16 protein-coding genes are annotated in these 15740 nt (G+C 43.8%); 7 read left to right on the top strand and 9 right to left on the bottom strand.

From position 1 onward, the window contains the following. Positions 1–191 precede the first annotated feature (191 nt). On the top strand, positions 192–785 hold the full coding sequence (locus OW495_RS09865) for a hypothetical protein (protein ID WP_289886249.1): 594 nt from the start codon (positions 192–194) through the stop codon (positions 783–785). A 217-nt stretch (positions 786–1002) separates the two neighbouring features. After that, on the top strand, positions 1003–1911 hold the full coding sequence (locus OW495_RS09860; RefSeq protein ID WP_102313505.1) for an aldo/keto reductase family oxidoreductase: 909 nt from the start codon (positions 1003–1005) through the stop codon (positions 1909–1911). Between the two features lie 113 nt (positions 1912–2024). Here OW495_RS09860 and OW495_RS09855 read toward each other — a convergent pair whose 3' ends face one another. Then, positions 2025–2699 (bottom strand): prepilin-type N-terminal cleavage/methylation domain-containing protein, encoded by a 675-nt coding sequence (locus OW495_RS09855; protein ID WP_289886248.1) that lies wholly within the window; start codon positions 2697–2699, stop codon positions 2025–2027. A 190-nt stretch (positions 2700–2889) separates the two neighbouring features. Here OW495_RS09855 and dbpA point away from each other — a divergent pair, with 190 nt between their 5' ends. Then, positions 2890–4269: an ATP-dependent RNA helicase DbpA gene (gene dbpA, locus OW495_RS09850; RefSeq protein ID WP_017109063.1), complete on the top strand. Its 1380-nt coding sequence runs from the start codon at positions 2890–2892 to the stop codon at positions 4267–4269. An 83-nt stretch (positions 4270–4352) separates the two neighbouring features. Here the strand turns inward: dbpA and OW495_RS09845 are convergent, their stop codons facing one another. Beyond that, positions 4353–4526: a hypothetical protein gene (locus OW495_RS09845; protein WP_016798853.1), complete on the bottom strand. Its 174-nt coding sequence runs from the start codon at positions 4524–4526 to the stop codon at positions 4353–4355. Between the two features lie 304 nt (positions 4527–4830). On the opposite strand from OW495_RS09845, the gene OW495_RS09840 reads away from it, so the two are divergent. After that, positions 4831–5667, top strand: coding sequence for a DUF6279 family lipoprotein (locus OW495_RS09840; RefSeq protein ID WP_289886247.1), 837 nt, complete (start codon positions 4831–4833; stop codon positions 5665–5667). Positions 5668–5757: 90 nt separating this feature from the next. Here OW495_RS09840 and OW495_RS09835 read toward each other — a convergent pair whose 3' ends face one another. The 3 genes from OW495_RS09835 to OW495_RS09825 form a co-directional block, all read right to left on the bottom strand. Then, positions 5758–6381, bottom strand: coding sequence for a 3'-5' exonuclease (locus OW495_RS09835; protein WP_017098680.1), 624 nt, complete (start codon positions 6379–6381; stop codon positions 5758–5760). 68 nt (positions 6382–6449) lie between these two features. Further along, positions 6450–6854: a DUF296 domain-containing protein gene (locus tag OW495_RS09830; protein ID WP_289886245.1), complete on the bottom strand. Its 405-nt coding sequence runs from the start codon at positions 6852–6854 to the stop codon at positions 6450–6452. 110 nt (positions 6855–6964) lie between these two features. Continuing rightward, on the bottom strand, positions 6965–8164 hold the full coding sequence (locus OW495_RS09825) for a DEAD/DEAH box helicase (RefSeq protein ID WP_009844775.1): 1200 nt from the start codon (positions 8162–8164) through the stop codon (positions 6965–6967). A 167-nt stretch (positions 8165–8331) separates the two neighbouring features. Between OW495_RS09825 and bluB the strand changes: the two genes are divergently transcribed. Beyond that, the gene (bluB, locus tag OW495_RS09820; protein ID WP_065104568.1) at positions 8332–9000 is read left to right on the top strand and encodes a 5,6-dimethylbenzimidazole synthase; all 669 of its coding nucleotides are present in this window, start codon (positions 8332–8334) and stop codon (positions 8998–9000) included. Between the two features lie 131 nt (positions 9001–9131). On the opposite strand, the gene OW495_RS09815 is transcribed toward bluB, so the two are convergent. Beyond that, entirely contained in the window at positions 9132–10763 is a 1632-nt protein-coding gene (locus OW495_RS09815; protein ID WP_289886241.1) for an NAD(P)/FAD-dependent oxidoreductase, read from the bottom strand. Between the two features lie 254 nt (positions 10764–11017). Here OW495_RS09815 and fdxA point away from each other — a divergent pair, with 254 nt between their 5' ends. Beyond that, the gene (gene fdxA / locus OW495_RS09810; RefSeq protein ID WP_004731764.1) at positions 11018–11341 is read left to right on the top strand and encodes a ferredoxin FdxA; all 324 of its coding nucleotides are present in this window, start codon (positions 11018–11020) and stop codon (positions 11339–11341) included. Between the two features lie 97 nt (positions 11342–11438). On the opposite strand, the gene OW495_RS09805 is transcribed toward fdxA, so the two are convergent. From OW495_RS09805 to OW495_RS09795, 3 genes are all read right to left on the bottom strand, one after another. Next, positions 11439–12173 carry an RNA methyltransferase gene (locus OW495_RS09805; protein WP_289886240.1) on the bottom strand — a complete coding sequence of 245 codons (735 nt, stop codon included), beginning with the start codon at positions 12171–12173 and terminating at the stop codon, positions 11439–11441. Positions 12174–12381: 208 nt separating this feature from the next. Beyond that, positions 12382–13434, bottom strand: a complete 1053-nt coding sequence (locus OW495_RS09800; RefSeq protein ID WP_289886236.1) for an aldo/keto reductase — start codon at positions 13432–13434, stop codon at positions 12382–12384. A gap of 349 nt (positions 13435–13783) precedes the next feature. Next, positions 13784–13930: a hypothetical protein gene (locus OW495_RS09795; RefSeq protein ID WP_004731758.1), complete on the bottom strand. Its 147-nt coding sequence runs from the start codon at positions 13928–13930 to the stop codon at positions 13784–13786. A 349-nt stretch (positions 13931–14279) separates the two neighbouring features. Here OW495_RS09795 and pepT point away from each other — a divergent pair, with 349 nt between their 5' ends. After that, positions 14280–15512 (top strand): peptidase T, encoded by a 1233-nt coding sequence (gene pepT / locus OW495_RS09790; RefSeq protein ID WP_289886233.1) that lies wholly within the window; start codon positions 14280–14282, stop codon positions 15510–15512. The last annotated feature ends 228 nt before the right edge of the window (positions 15513–15740 follow it).

Raw genomic sequence — 15740 nt, 5'->3', positions numbered from 1 at the left:
TAGGTCGTCGGAATGGTATTGTTAGTTCCGTAATGGTTCTCAACGTGACGGATTACGTTATTCGGCGATAGAATTTATCTAGCGGGCATGTATGCCCGTTTTTTTTCGCCTAAAATTTGTGGCTTGAGCGGTTGTTTGTTGATTGGTCGCGTATAATGGTTGCTTCGTACTGCGTGAAATAAGCACAAATAATGAGAACTCTTCCTGTCTTAATCCTACCTTTGTTATTGGCTCTGAGTACCTTTTCATTTTCTGCGCAAGCGAGTGAAAGCTGGTGGTTGCGAACGGTATTCAATAGCGACCCAACTCAGCCGAGTTCTCAAAACTATATTAACGATATCGATCTTATGGATTGTGGCGAAGTTGAAGGCACTCTGTTGTGCAGTGACTTAACCCAATATTACGATTTGGATGTTTATGTTGAACTGGAGTTGGATGACTCAAGCGTCGAAGTGGTTCGCCTTAATCTGCCATATTCGAATCTAAGTTACACAAAGCTTCAGGCATATCTTCGTCAAGATGGCTTTGCTCTTAGCTCAATTCGGATTGGAGAGGATGAGTTTGATGTCGTCGCTCAACTCGAACAAGCGAAACGTGAGGGAGTTGGTTACGACAAGGTAGATAAACAACTCGTAGAATTCATCAACTCACCACATCATTCCTCTGAGCAAATGAGTGTATGGAATGTGCCTAATTCTTCCTCATCTTCTTCTCGTTCTTCAGCTCCTTGGATTCAGTTACATAGTGATGGTGACAACTTAACGGTTGAACTAAATCGTCTCTAATTGTTCAAATTTATAGATGATTTTGTCATTCATCAGAGTAAACAAGCCTTTCAGGAGAACGGTTGACGGGCAGACAGCAAGCTATTATTCATTTAAGTGTTCGTTTTTCTGTGGCTCTCACATTTTTAGTAAGCGTTTACCTTTGCCATTTGTTATACGTTGAGCCTTCGGTAAAACGAGCTTAGGATACGTGCAGTATTGATAAAGGAGACAACCCATGGTTGCAAGAGTAACGACAGCGCCACAAGGCCCAGAACTTTCTGAGTTGGTGCAAGGATACTGGCGTACAGCAGAGTGGGGCATGACCCCGCAACAACGCCTGACTTTCCTGAAGCAGCACATTGATCTTGGTATCACAACTGTTGATCACGCGGATATTTACGGTAACTACCAATGTGAAAAGTTGTTTGGTGAAGCATTAGCGCTTGAGCCAAGCCTCCGTGATGATATTCAAATCGTCACCAAGTGCGACATCAACTTGTGTGGTGACCACACTCCAGATCGTAAGATCAATCACTATGACACCAGCGCGCACCATATTTACCAATCAGTAAATAATTCTCTAGAGCGCTTGGGTGTAACCGAACTGGATGTATTACTGATTCATCGCCCAGACGTACTTATGGATGCAGATGAAGTAGCAGAAGCGTTCGCTGAACTACATAAGGTAGGTAAAGTTAAGCATTTCGGTGTTTCTAACTTTTCACCGCGTCAGTTCGACTTACTGCAATCTCGACTAGGTAAGCCACTGGTGACTAACCAAGTTGAAATCAATCCATTGAACTTCGAAGTCGCCCATGATGGCACGCTGGATCAACTGCAGATGAACCGTATTCGTCCAATGGCGTGGTCTTGTCTCGGTGGTGGTAGCATCTTCAGTGGCGATTCAGCGCAAGCGATTCGCGTTCGTGATGAGCTAGAGGCGATTCGTCAAGAAGTGGGTGCAGATAGCATTGACCAAGTAATTTACGCTTGGGTTCGTCGTTTACCGTCTAATCCGATTGCGATTATTGGTTCAGGTAAGATTGAACGCGTGAAGACAGCCGTTGATTCACTGAAAATCGAGCTGACTCGTGAGCAGTGGTATCGCGTATGGGTTGCATCTAAAGGCCACGGTGTGCCATAGGAAACGATTCAAAATAGAAGTAAAAGCCAGCTAACAAAGCTGGCTTTTTTTGTTTTGAGACGTGTTCATTAATTTCTAAAATGGGTATTTTCGAAACGGCTCATTGTGAATAGCTATTTGTCGTATGGCGGGGGAGTAGCAACTGGGTACTCTAATAGTTCATTTGTCCAAGTAAATCCGTTCGACAGGTTTTTTGTCCCCGAGACCATAGTGCCATCAACCGCATTGTAAAGCAGGTAAGGAGCATTACTTAAATCACCTTCGATGTTGTAGTAGTGACAGTATGAAAAGTATTTCGATCTTTGATGTATATACACTTGATAACCTGCATCACGAGCCGCTATCAACTCACTTTCCTTAACCGTTTCTCCATTTTTCCAACCACCGCTACCAAAGTTGATATCTTCGAAATGATCACTGTTGACGATGTCTTGGAACAGTTCGTAACAGCCTCTCGCGTTGTTGATATCTCTACGCACCCCTGCGTTGCTGTTGCGAACAGGATAACAGCTTCCTGAAAAGTTAGAATAGATACCATCAATATTGAAATCTGAAGTGTTTTGTCCTTGTAGCTCAGTGACATCTCCACCTCTAGCTAAACAAGCTCCTTGGTAGATCTCAGCTCCAGCACGGAAGTTATCAAATAGTGCGCGGCTTGTTGCTTCCCTTGCATCATCAGCGATAGATAAAAAACGTGGAGCCGCGATGACAGCGATAACGGCGAGTATGACAATGACAACGACCAGCTCCAATAGTGTGAAGCCTTTTCGCAACGAAGTTTTTTCCATGCTGATGAATCCTAAGGGGTTAACGAGTTTTTACTTGATTTTATAGTATTCCGTATTTTATGGTTGATTAACACAGTTAACCGATAAATATTTGTTATGGTTGTTTGTTTCTTCAAAACTGTGATTAAAGTGGAATAATTTTCAAAAACACTCATAATGCACTCTGTTTTTCACCAGTTGGATATTTCCATTGAGCACTTCAAAATTCTCTTCAATCGCCCTTAAACCAGAGCTTCTAAATACGTTAGATTCTCTTGGTTATACTGAAATGACGCCTATTCAAGCGTTAAGTCTTCCTACTATTCTGGATGGCAAGGATGTTATCGGTCAGGGTAAAACGGGTTCAGGTAAAACAGCTGCTTTTGGTTTAGGCGTGCTGCAGAACCTACGCGTTAAGCGTTTTCGTGTTCAGTCTTTAGTGCTATGTCCGACTCGTGAGCTTGCAGACCAAGTAGCAAAAGAGATCCGTACTCTTGCTCGTGGTATTCACAATATTAAAGTGCTGACACTTTGTGGCGGTATGCCAATGGGACCACAAATTGGTTCACTAGAGCATGGCGCACACATTCTTGTGGGCACTCCTGGTCGTATCCTTGATCACCTAGAGAAAGATCGTATTGACCTGTCTGAGTTGAACACACTTGTTTTAGATGAAGCCGATCGCATGCTAGAAATGGGCTTCCAAGATGCTTTGGATGCAGTGATTGAAGCGGCACCAAAAGATCGTCAAACGTTATTGTTCAGTGCGACTTTCCCTAAACAGATTAAATCTGTTGCAGATCGCATCATGCGTAACCCAGAAATGGTGAAGGTTGAATCAACGCACGATCACTCAAGCATCCAACAACATTTCTACAAAGTTGAAGGTACTGAAGCTCGTGATGATGCATTAGAACTACTGCTTCTTCATCATCAACCAGAATCAGCGGTTGTGTTCTGTAATACTAAGAAAGAAGTACAGAACGTAAACGACGAGCTAAGCCACCGTGGCTTCAGTGTTATCGAGCTTCATGGCGACATGGAACAGCGTGAACGTGACCAAGCTTTGGTTCAGTTCTCAAACAAAACCATCTCTATCTTGGTTGCAACGGATGTGGCTGCTCGTGGTCTTGATGTTGATAACCTAGATGCTGTGTTCAACTTTGAGTTGTCTCGCGATCCTGAAGTTCACGTACACCGCATCGGTCGTACTGGACGTGCAGGAAGCAAAGGTGTCGCTATCAGCTTCTTTAGCGAAAAAGAGATGCACCGTGTTGCTCAAATTGATGAGTACATGGATATGCCAATCGAACCGTCTCAGATGCCAGCAAAACCAATTGCTAAACCATACTACTCAAACATGGTTACTATCCAGATTGATGGTGGTAAGAAGGCTAAACTTCGTGCAGGTGATATTCTTGGTGCGTTGACAGGCCAAGGCGGTATTGATGGTAAATCAGTAGGTAAGATCAACTTGTTCGCGATGCGTGCTTACGTTGCTGTAGAAAGATCAATGGCTAAGAAAGCATTAGGTAAAATCGAATCAGGTAAAATGAAGGGCCGTCAGTTCCGCGCCCGAATTCTGAAGTAATTCGAGATTGTCTCCCTTTACTGCTAGTCATGCTAGTGATAACGCAGTAAAGGGTGTTCCACAGTTAGTGACGTATCAAACGTTTATTCGTCGGGTCTAATCGAATAGAAATCGTTGATATGTCCTCCTTCGCTAAGATACCAAGTCATCGCTTCCTGTCGATTATTAGCGGATATCGTAATTGTGGTTAGTCTTCCATCGTCAAAATAACAAAGCTCGTACTCTAACTCGCTTGTATAATGAGGAGTAGCGGCCATAGCTTACCTCCCAAATATTAATCATTTGAAAACAAGCAAACCATTCGTTTAAAGGGTTTGTGTTACGTCAAATGAGCAATAAAAATCAAGTTACATCACTGCCATTAATTATTTTTAGTTTAATCATTTGCCGAAATAGTTAGATTAGCAAGTCTGAGTCTCAATTTATCTCAAAGTTTTTACGGCCACCTCCTATTAAGGCTACTTTTATAAGAGCTAAAACGAGCGTTATAAGAACCAGAGCTAACCTTAAAACGGTGAGTTAATGGATTTGTGGCTTTACTGAATATCGTGAGAGGGTTAAATGAGAAAGTGTCGATGGTTAGTCTTATTAGTCTGTTTTGTATTCGCTGGCTGCGGGACTAAATTTGCCTATAACAATATAAGCTGGTTTGCGATTAGCTATATTGAAGACTTTGTTTCTCTATCGAATAGTCAAGAATCCGAGCTCGAAGAGCGCCTCGACTTATTACAGCAGTGGCATAAAGAAACTCAACTACCGCTGTATATCTCGCAATTAGAAGCGATTCAAAATCTAGATCGTTCTGATATGAATTCAGCTTTTATCATTGACCAAAGTGAACAAACTAAAAATCATATTCGCTCTATCGTTAATAAGTTCTCTCCTGATATTTATGCATTAAGTATGCAGTTTACTCCTGAGCAAGATAACGAATTCTTAAAGAATTTTAGAGAGAAGCAGCAAGAGTATTACGAAGAAAGATTATCATTGGATGATGAAGATTCGAGAGAGCGATATCGGAGTCGAATAGAAGATAGGGTAGAACGATGGCTAGGGACGGTATCGAAAGAGCAAAAACAGATTATTTCGACTTGGTCTCAAGAGTGGGTAAATACCAACGATAACTGGCGCCAATATCAAAATAATACATACCAAGATCTCACAACACTCATGCAAAAGAAGACTGACTTACATATTGCGCAGCCAATTATTATGAACCTGCTTTTGAACAATGAAGCTTATTATCCGCAAGAACTGGAGTCTAAGCTTGAAAAGAATATGCAGACATCAGCGAAGTTCTTAGTGGATATTGCGGCAGTGAGTAGTGATAAGCAATGGTCTTATTTTATGAATGAGTTAGAAAGCCTTAAATCAACGTTGGTAGCACTGCAGGAGTAGTACGGCTCTAAATAACATCGGTATATGGTAAGGCTGACCTCGTGAAACGAGTCAGCCTTTGTTTCTTTCTATGTGTTGAGCTTTAGGGTTTTAATTGCGATTGCTCATCAGCAGCTTTGGAATAGAGCCTTTAGCGGTCTTAGATATTTTCTGCATCAGTTGAAAGCTCGGCTGTTGAATGCCGTGGTCACTTTGAAGCTCATCAATCATCAATAACCACAACCGTGCTGTCATTTCTGAATCGGCTAACGCTCTGTGGAAAGTACCGTCGTTGTCAATATTCTTAAAACGCACAAGGTCGCCTAGCTTATGAGTCGGCGCATCTTGGATTAGGCGGCGAGCAATCAACATTGAGCAAGCGAACTTGCCTGTGTAGTCTCGACCAATAAAGTCTAATTCCGCATCGAGAAAGCGCTTATCAAACGACGCATTGTGAGCAACAAGTTGGCTGCCTTGGATAAAGTCTGCAAACTCATCCATTACTTCACTACAACTGGCCGCTGTGCTTAACATGCGGTTACTGATCCCGGTATAGCTTTCAATGAACCCGCTAACACGAAACCCTGGGTTCATGAGTTGCTGAAAGGTGTCGACGACTTCGCCGTTAACTAATTTAACCGCACCGATTTCTATCGCTCGATCACCCATGTTTGGTGATAAGCCTGTGGTTTCGAAATCGAGAACGATAACGGAGTCTGCGGAATTTGGAGCCATCGTGTTTCCTAATACTATTTATTTAGTTGTATCGCTTTATTGGGGCGCTGGTGTTGCTATGGGTCAATCTATTGTATGTTGCTGCTGATAGTGAGCTCAGTGTAACCCGTCGAATCATCATGCTCTCTGTTGAAGGTCAAAGTATCGTAGCGGTGAACAATCAATTCAGCGGTGGTGGCGATGATCGTCCCTTCAAGCAAGTGTCCACCAATCACATCGCCATTTTCATCAGCAACGGATATATGAACATGCTGGTGGTTTGGGGTTAGCGTTGCCATTACAGACACAATTTCGAACGGAGCTTTGATTAGCTTGGTGTTGTTTGCATTAGCCAGACGAATATTGAGTTGAGAAACACATCCTACACACGACGCGACAGAGCCCGCTGAGATGTTGTGCGCTGTCACAAGCTTTTGGAGCTCAAGCTTTAGATCTTGGCCTCGGGTTAATCTCGTTGCGATAGGAGTGATCATCTTATTGCCTCAGTTTGATTTGTATTTCAAAGAACAAAACGAAGCCACATTGGGCTTCGTCTTATTTTTGTTTTGGCTAATGCGGACTTTCTCATTTTCTAAATCTGAAATTACTCAGGTTGCTGCAGATCTCTTTTCTTTTTAGGCACGAAGTTCAATACAGAGATTGGCACTTCTTTGCGTGGTTCGAAACCTTCAACAACGCGACGCTCAATCAGGTGACCAAGACGTTTTTCGATAATGCACAGGTTCTTGAAGTTGTCTTTCGATAGGAAAGAGATCGCTTCGCCAGACGCATCAGCACGGCCAGTACGACCAATACGGTGAACATAGTCGTCCGCTGGGAATGGGATGTCGTAGTTCACTACGCGGCTTAGGTTGTCGATATCGATACCACGAGCGGCAACACCTGTCGCTACTAGATATTTTAGGCGACCTTTTTTGAAATCAGCCAGAATCTTTTCACGAATCGCTTGGCTACGTCCACTGTGGAAAGCTTCCGCTTCGATACCACGCTTTTCAAGCTGAGCAACCAATTTAGCCGCGCCGTGCTTAGTCTCGATAAAAATAAGCGCTTGATCCCACTCACCGTCAGTGATCATGTGGCTTAATAGTGCTGACTTACGGTCTTTATCGACGGTCACCAACCATTGTTCGATGTTCGCTTTAGAAGCGTCAGTTTTGGCGATAGAAATCTCTTCTGCTTCACTGATTGCGCTTTTCGCTAGCGCACGCACTGGCGTTGATAGCGTTGCTGAGAACAACAGGTTTTGAATGTTTTGTGGCAAACGCGCGATGATCTTGTTGATGTCTTCGATGAAACCCATGTCTAGCATGCGGTCGGCTTCATCAAGAACCAGTACTTCAACTTCATCAAAATGAACGGCACGTTGTCCGTACATATCGATTAAACGACCTGGTGTTGCCACAAGAATATCAACACCTTCAATCAAGCGGTCTTTTTGATGTTGGTAAGACACGCCACCATACATTGCTAATGAAGTTAGGTTTAGGAACTTCGCGTACTTAGTAATGTTCTGCTCAACCTGAATCGCAAGCTCACGAGTTGGTGTCAGAATAACAGCACGAATACGTTTTTTACGTTGTGTTTCACCTTTACTTAGCATTTCTAAGATAGGGAGAACAAAGCTCGCAGTTTTACCTGTACCTGTTTGTGCAGCAGCAATTAGGTTCTTACCAGAAAGCACAATCGGAATTGCTTTTTCTTGAATAGAGGTTGGCTTTTCATAGCCTTGTTTTGCAACGGCTTTAACAATAGGTGAGCTTAATCCAAGCTTGGAAAATGGCATAAGTTTCTCGGTATGATTTGGCTAAATAGCGATGGAAAGGTTCAACAATCTTATACAAGGATAAGATTAATGGCGGCATTCTACCATGTTGCTTGTGTACCGCTAGTAACATAGACACTTTAGTTAGATAATACTGGCTCAATAAGACGACGATAAGACAGGGATGTATGGAAATTACGCCGAATGAACGCGATGCAGTATATAAAACAATTTTTTCTCGCCGAGATGTTCGTGGTCAGTTTCTTCCTGATGAGATCCCAGAAGACGTTTTGATGCGTGTGCTAACCGCAGCGCACCATGCGCCCAGTGTTGGTTTTATGCAACCTTGGGACTTTGTCGTTGTCCGTGATATCGAAACCAAACAACAAATCAAAGCCGGTTTTAATCAGGCTCATGCAGAATCCGCGGAAATGTTCACCGATGAAAAACAAGCGATGTATAAGCGCCTAAAACTAGAAGGCATCGTCGAATCACCTATCGGTATTTGCGTGACTTGTGACCGTAATCGAACCGGAAAGGTCGTGCTAGGTCGAACCATTAAACAAGAGATGGATCTGTACAGCACCGTGTGTGCGGTTCAAAACTTATGGCTGGCAGCTAGAGCCGAAAACCTCGGATTAGGGTGGGTGAGTATTCTTCACGATTCAACACTACGAGACGCATTAGATATCCCAGAAAACATCGATATCGTGGCGTACTTATGCATCGGCTACGTTGATCACTTCAAAGATAAACCCGAACTAGAAACCATGGGTTGGCTACCAAGAAGAGACGTCAATTCAGCTATTCATGAAGGGAAGTGGAACTCAGACCAAATCAAGTCAAACGAAGAGTAATTGCATCTACCGGTATTAATCTCGATGGTTAGTACAATATCTAAAAAAGGGCTCATTGAGCCCTTTTTGATATTTGCTAGCTGTTATCTGATTTAGATATACAAACCAATTTAGATAAATAAATCGAGACCTTAAGCGATCTCAATCTTCTCCGCTTGGTTCTGCTCTACCATTGATAGTGCTAGCGCTTCCGCAGCCTTAATACCATCGATACCAGCAGATAGGATACCACCAGCGTAGCCTGCGCCTTCACCAGCAGGGAAGAAGCCCTTAAGGTTGATGCTTTGGTAGTCTTTGCCACGTTTGATGCAGACAGGAGAAGACGTACGAGTCTCAACACCTGTTAGTAGACCGTCTGGTGTAGAGAAGCCTTTGATCTTCTTCTCGAACGCTGGGATTGCTTCACGAATCGCTTCGATAGCAAAATCAGGCAGCGCTTTTGAAATATCAGTTAGGTGTATACCCGGTGTGAATGATGGTTTTACTTCACCGATTTCACTTGGATCACGACCTTTCAGGAAGTCACCGATTTTCTGTGCAGGGGCGTCGTAGTTCTCGCCACCTAGAACATAAGCGGCACTTTCTAATTCACGTTGTAAGCGGATACCTGCTAGTGCATCACCTGGGTAATCGCGTTCAGGGTCGATCCCCACAACGATGGCACTGTTTGCGTTGCGCTCTGCACGAGAGTATTGGCTCATGCCGTTGGTTACTACGCGGCCTTCTTCAGAAGTCGCTGCAACCACAGTACCACCCGGGCACATACAGAAGCTGTATACAGTGCGGCCATTCTTACAGTGGTGTACGAGTTTGTAGTCCGCAGCACCTAGGATAGGGTTGCCCGCGTTCTTGCCGAAGCGAGCTTCATCGATCATCGCCTGTTTGTGTTCGATACGGAAACCAACAGAGAAAGGCTTAGCTTCCATGTAAACGCCACGTTCGTGCAGCATTTCAAACGTATCACGAGCACTGTGGCCAACAGCCAGTACTACGTGACGAGTTTTAATCTCTTCACCGTTAGAAAGCGTTAGGCCAGTGATTTGACCGTCTTCCATGTGAACGTCGTCTACGCGAGTGCTGAAACGGATTTCGCCACCTAGCTCAATGATAGAAGCACGCATCTTCTCGATCATGGTAACCAGTTTAAAGGTACCGATGTGTGGCTTACTTACGTATAGAATTTCTTCTGGTGCGCCAGCAGCTACGAATTCTTCGATTACTTTACGGCCGTAGTGCTTTGGATCTTTAACTTGGCTGTATAGCTTACCGTCAGAGAATGTACCTGCGCCACCTTCACCGAACTGTACGTTTGATTCAGTGTTCAGTGTACGCTTACGCCAGAAACCAAAGGTATCTTTCGTACGTTCACGAACTTCTTTACCGCGCTCAACAATGATCGGGTTGAAACCCATTTGAGCAAGCACTAGGCCTGCGAACAAACCACAAGGGCCAAAGCCGATAACGACAGGGCGCTCAGTTTGGTTCTCAACCGCTTTAGCCACGAATTTGTACTCCATGTCAGGAGTCACTTTTACGTGTGGATCGCTGATGAATAGTTCTAACAACTCAGCTTCGTTTTCAACGAGAACATCAAGCGTGTAGATAAGTAAGATTTTTGATTTCTTACGAGCATCGTAGCCACGTTTAAAGATATTAAAAGAAAGTACCTGATCAGCGTTAATGCCAAGCTTTGCTTCAATAGCGTCTTGAATGGCTGACTCTTCATGGTCTAGTGGGAGTTTAATTTCGGTTAAACGTATCATTTTGATGTCTCGTTTTTATAGGTGTCTTAGCTAGATCGTTTCTTAATACAGAGTTTGATGAAAACGCTGATGTTGAAAGAAGCGATAAGCTCACAATGGCGCGCATTTTACGAGAAATTGATTTATCTGTCATACTAATTTGGAAACATGGAGCAAATAGACACGATATTAGAGCCGTATGATGTTGAATTTTGCCTTGGGATGAGTATTATCCTCCATTCTTCAATTTTGACTAACTTATAGAGCAGAGCATCATGGCATTTGTCGTAGGCGATAACTGTATTCAATGTAAATACACAGACTGTGTGGCAGTGTGTCCCGCAGATGCGTTCCATGAAGGCCCGAATTTCATGGTAATCAACCCAATCGAATGCATTGATTGTGGTTTATGTGTACCTGAATGTGATGCTCAAGCGATTTTCCAAGAAGATGAACTGCCAGAAGATCAAAAGATCTTTATTGAAGTGAATGCCGAGCTTGCCGAGATTTGGCCTGTGCAAACTGAAGTAAAAGCACCGATGGATGAAGCTGAAAAGTGGAATGGTGTGTCTGATAAGTTGGCAATGTTAGAAAAGTAGTTGTTGAAAAGAACTCAAATAAAAAGGCGTACTGATTTAATCAATACGCCTTTTTTAATACCTGAACATTGTCGATTGGATCGTTAGCTTATGAAATCTAGCTATGCTGACGACGCATGTTGTCGAGAATAATACCTGTCGCCATTGCTACGTTCAAAGACTCCGCGCCACCGAATGCAGGAATCGTAATCTTATCCGTTACGTATTTAGCCGCATGTTCACGAATGCCGTGAGACTCGCTGCCCATTAGCAAAATGCCATTGGCAGTAAATTCTGTCTTATGAACACTTTCGCCTTCTAAGAACGCGCCGTAAACCGGTAGGTTCACTTGTTCTAAATAAGCCGGTAAGTCTGTTTGGCTTACGTGTACTCGGCCAAAGCTACCCATAGTTGCACTGATGGTCTTAGGGTTGTATGGGTCTGCACAATCGCTGCTCGCAACGATATGCTTAACGCCATACCAGTCTGCTACACGAATAATCGTACCTAGGTTGCCCGGGTCTGAAACGCCATCTAGTGCAATCATCAGCCCTGTTGCTTTTGGCAGTTCAAATGTTGGGATCTCAACGACAGCAATCGCTGCATTGTTGCTGACCAAAGTACTTGCTTTGGTTAGGTCATCTAGCGAGGCTTCAACACAATCAAACTCAAACAGTGAAGCGTGATTTTCAGATAAGAAATCAGCGGTAGCAAAGACGTTCTTCACGACTAAGTCACTATTGAACAGCTCAAGAACGTTCTTTTCACCTTGAACTAGAAACAAGCCGTGGGCTTTACGTTGTTTCTTTTGGCCCAAAGCACGAAGGAGTTTTAATTGGTTTTTTGAAATCATGTTTTTATCCTAGATATAAGCCCGCGCATTATAGAGCAAAGGTTGGAGAACCAAAAGCGTGATAGCTCAATGCGATCCACATAAAAAGCAAAAGCGACCCGCTTACAAAAAGAAAAGCGTACTAAATAGCACGCTCTTATCTGATTTACTTACCAAAGACTAAGCTGAACAAGTTAGGCGAACTGAGAAGGCTGGGAGAACTGACCGCTTAATATGGGACAGGGTAGCGCTTAAACACTGTGTTGATATCAGTGAGTATCTCTTCTGATAGAGGCTTGCTGAAAGCGGCTACGTTTTCTTTGAGCTGTTCCATCGTGGTCGCTCCAATGATGGATGAGGTAACACCATCGACTTGATTACACCATGCTAATGCAAGCTGGCTCGGCGTAAATCCATGAGTGTTCGCGACTTCTGCATATCCTTTTACCGCTTCATTGGCAGATTCGGTGTCGCGGAAAATGCCCTTACGCTGCATGTATGTCCAGCGGCTGCCTTCCGGTCTTGCACCATCAATGTATTTTCCACTGAGCATTCCTCCGGCTAACGGCGACCAAGGCAGGTAAGCGACATCTTCATGCACACAGTTCTCAATCAGATACGGCCAGTCTTTTGCGTGAAGTAGGTTGAATTCATTCTGAATCGAGACCATGCGCGGCAAATCGTGTTTTTCGCTCAGCTTGAGATAGGTGTTGATGCCCCAAGTGGTGTCATCAGACAAACCAACATGACGGATTTTTCCTGCTTTAACGCAGCTCGCTAGGGCTTGAAGGATCTCCAACATTTCCCCTTCATGCTGCTTTCGGTCGATATCACTGAAGCGAATTTGATTTGGGAACTGTTTTCCAAAGTGAGGTGTACTTCGATTTGGCCAATGCAGTTGATATAGGTCGATATAATCAGTCTGTAGACGCTTTAATGACGCATCAACCGCTTCGATTACGGCTTCACCCGTTATAGGACCACCATCTCGAACCCAAGGGAGGCCTGGGCCTGCAATCTTACTCGCTATGATCAATTCTTGGCGGCGCTGCGGGTGGCGCGATAGCCAGTTACCAATGATCGCTTCTGTTTTGCCGTAGGTCTCTGGAGAAGGCGGAACCGCGTACATTTCTGCAGTATCGATGAAGTTAATACCTTGGCTTAGTGCGTATTCGATCTGTTGGTCGGCTTGCTGCTGCGTATTTTGCAACCCCCAAGTCATGCTGCCAAGACAGATGCGGGAAACGGGAATTTGACTACTTCCTAGTTTTGAATATTCCATTGAATTCGGGATTCCTGTGGTTAAGTTCTCTGGTACTCGCATTAGAGTTTTTGAAAAGAGAGCGAGTGAGGAATGAAAACGAATATAAATTATTAGCACAAAATGACACGACAAGGTATGGCTGAGGGGAGTTTAATGAGTCATTTCTCAACGTAGCGAATGAGCTAGCCGCATAGTCGTGGAGCTATAGATATAAAGCAGGGGAGTCACAAAACGTGAATGGGTTCGACGCTTGAATAGGCATCATAGACAGAGAGAAGAAGAGTCAAAGACAAAAGAGCTCTACATCATAGAGAAGTAGAGCTCTTTTATTAGGGGTTCTATAAACAAGTTCTGAGTGTTGATAAAGTTACGAGGTCGCGTTGGTGTCAAAACCACCTTGAGATTGCGCCTGTCTTAGAGCTTCCTGCCTTTGAACTTCTTTCTCAGTTAATGCTGGTTGAAGTGTTTCCTCAGAGGCTTGAGGAGATAAAATGAAATATTTGTTAATCGTCATAACTGTGTCTCCGTGTAACGTATGACAGATTCTGCATCAAGGATAAAGGGTGATCATCATCCACTTTGTACTTTTTATAGGCTGAGAGTGGAGGGCGTAGAATGCGTACAAAGCGATCTCTTATCATCCGTATGCAATGTTGAACTGACGAAACCCTCTGATTTCAAGTATAGGAAGCTCGTCTAATTTCGCACAATAATGATGTAGAGCAATTACATAGATGGTCAGGGGCGTAAGATGAAAAACCTCGCTACTGACTCTGCGTACGTATTTATTTAACAATGCCTCGCTTATCTATATGAATAATAAAGTCAGTAAATCAATTACTTAATCCATGGTGAGATGAATTATGGAAAAGCTTGTAGAACGTTTTCTGAATTACGTTACTTTTGATACTAAATCCGATCCTTCTAATCAGCAGTGCCCAAGTTCACCGGGTCAAATTACATTTGCTGAAGCCTTAAAATCAGAATTGATCGCATTAGAGTTAGCTGATGTCTCTTTAGATGAAAATGGCTATTTGATGGCGAAACTGCCGTCGAATGTCGATTACGATGTGCCTGCCATTGGCTTTGTCGCGCATATGGATACCGCTCCTGATGCTTCCGGTGCAAACGTGAAACCACAGCTGATTAAAGATTATCAAGGTGGAACGATAGAATTAGGTGCAAGCGGTGAATGCCTGAATCCAAGCCAATACCCTGATCTTGATACCTTGCATGGCCATGACCTTATTACGACTGACGGTACGACTCTGCTTGGGGCTGATAATAAGGCGGGCATCGCTGAAATCATCAGTGCAATTGCTTACCTCAAAGCGAACCCAGACGTTAAACATGGCGATATTTGTATTGGCTTCACGCCAGACGAAGAGATCGGCCGTGGTGCTAACTTGTTTGATGTTAAGAAGTTTGGTGCCGAATGGGCGTATACCATTGATGGTGGCCCGGTAGGGGAGTTGGAATTTGAGAACTTTAATGCCACGAGCGCCGATGTTATCTGTCATGGCGTGAATGTTCACCCAGGTACCGCAAAAGGTAAAATGGTGAACTCGATGAACATCGCGGCGCAATTCCAATTGATGATGCCAACGCAAGAAACACCAGAGTGCACAGAGGGTTATGAAGGTTTCTACCACCTGAAGTCAGCTGAAATGGGTGTAGCTCGCTCTGAACTGGGTTATATCATCCGTGATTTTGAACGTGAGGGTGTAGAAGCGCGTAAGGCATTCATGCAACAGAAAGTGGATGAGCTGAATGAGCGTCTTGAGAAAGGCCGTGTTGAGCTGGTGCTAACCGATAGCTACTTCAATATGAAAGAGATGGTTGAACCGCATCAACATATTATTGAATTAGCGAAGCAAGCGATGATTGAGTGCGATGTTGAGCCAATGATCAAACCGATCCGAGGCGGTACAGACGGCGCTCGCTTATCTTTCATGGGCCTACCGTGTCCGAATATCTTCACTGGCGGCTATAACTTCCACGGTATTCATGAGTTCATTACCATTCAAGGCATGGAGCAAGCGGTAAAAGTGATTGTCGAATTGTCTCAGCGTACGGCGACTCATTACCAAAAATAGGATATCAAAGCGTTATATCTCTTTGTATTTTTAAGAGTATTCAATAATACTCTCTTTAAGCATAAGGGAGTACGCGATGAAAAAGTTAGTTTTACTTTGCACCCACTTAGCCGTGGGTGCTTTTGGTTTTGGTTTTGGGCTTGGTGTCTATGCACTACCTATCTTGATTGAGCCTGGTTCTCCGTCTTCAAGTTCGGTTAAAGCGATCAGTCAGCAGGCGATCTACAC

Origin of the sequence: Vibrio sp. 14N.309.X.WAT.E.F5 (assembly GCF_030397615.1) — a bacterium.
GTDB lineage: Bacteria > Pseudomonadota > Gammaproteobacteria > Enterobacterales > Vibrionaceae > Vibrio > Vibrio lentus.
The sequence above is the reverse complement of the archived record's forward strand: the minus strand, read 5'-3'. Positions and strand labels throughout refer to the sequence as shown.

Coding starts and splice junctions, on each gene's coding strand:
- OW495_RS09865 (WP_289886249.1), top strand. CDS start 192: ATGAGAACTCTTCCTGTCTTAATCCTACCTTTGTTATTGGCTCTGAGT.
- OW495_RS09860 (WP_102313505.1), top strand. CDS start 1,003: ATGGTTGCAAGAGTAACGACAGCGCCACAAGGCCCAGAACTTTCTGAG.
- OW495_RS09855 (WP_289886248.1), bottom strand. CDS start 2,699: ATGGAAAAAACTTCGTTGCGAAAAGGCTTCACACTATTGGAGCTGGTC.
- OW495_RS09845 (WP_016798853.1), bottom strand. CDS start 4,526: ATGGCCGCTACTCCTCATTATACAAGCGAGTTAGAGTACGAGCTTTGT.
- OW495_RS09840 (WP_289886247.1), top strand. CDS start 4,831: ATGAGAAAGTGTCGATGGTTAGTCTTATTAGTCTGTTTTGTATTCGCT.
- OW495_RS09835 (WP_017098680.1), bottom strand. CDS start 6,381: ATGGCTCCAAATTCCGCAGACTCCGTTATCGTTCTCGATTTCGAAACC.
- OW495_RS09830 (WP_289886245.1), bottom strand. CDS start 6,854: ATGATCACTCCTATCGCAACGAGATTAACCCGAGGCCAAGATCTAAAG.
- OW495_RS09825 (WP_009844775.1), bottom strand. CDS start 8,164: ATGCCATTTTCCAAGCTTGGATTAAGCTCACCTATTGTTAAAGCCGTT.
- bluB (WP_065104568.1), top strand. CDS start 8,332: ATGGAAATTACGCCGAATGAACGCGATGCAGTATATAAAACAATTTTT.
- OW495_RS09815 (WP_289886241.1), bottom strand. CDS start 10,763: ATGATACGTTTAACCGAAATTAAACTCCCACTAGACCATGAAGAGTCA.
- fdxA (WP_004731764.1), top strand. CDS start 11,018: ATGGCATTTGTCGTAGGCGATAACTGTATTCAATGTAAATACACAGAC.
- OW495_RS09805 (WP_289886240.1), bottom strand. CDS start 12,173: ATGATTTCAAAAAACCAATTAAAACTCCTTCGTGCTTTGGGCCAAAAG.
- OW495_RS09800 (WP_289886236.1), bottom strand. CDS start 13,434: ATGGAATATTCAAAACTAGGAAGTAGTCAAATTCCCGTTTCCCGCATC.
- OW495_RS09795 (WP_004731758.1), bottom strand. CDS start 13,930: ATGACGATTAACAAATATTTCATTTTATCTCCTCAAGCCTCTGAGGAA.
- pepT (WP_289886233.1), top strand. CDS start 14,280: ATGGAAAAGCTTGTAGAACGTTTTCTGAATTACGTTACTTTTGATACT.